Raw genomic sequence first — 252 nt, 5'->3', positions numbered from 1 at the left:
CCGAGTTCGGGAGGCAATTCTTCAGAGTACTGAATAACTCGGTTGTGGATCTCATCGTTATCGTGCGGAAGACTCTTCTCTTCTGAAATAGACTTCGATGCGTTGACTTCTTCAGCAAAACTTTGCGTCGGAGAATAGAAAAAACGCGAACGACGCACTGGTGGCGGGTTCGCGCTATCCTCAGATACAGGATCATGACCCTGCATCCGCATCATGGTCTCCACATGCGACATTGCCGTGCCGCCACTTCCG

1 protein-coding gene is annotated in these 252 nt (G+C 51.2%); it reads right to left on the bottom strand.

The window, feature by feature from the left end; all coding sequences use genetic code 11:
• A partial coding sequence (locus AC1RPW_RS08585) for a hypothetical protein (protein ID WP_481769543.1) occupies positions 1–233 on the bottom strand: 233 nt, incomplete at its 3' end.
• Between the last annotated feature and the right edge of the window lie 19 nt (positions 234–252).

It is taken from the genome of Dellaglioa sp. CoH-55-MRSF-8, assembly GCF_056782195.1.
This window is presented reverse-complemented; position numbering and strand designations above follow the sequence as displayed.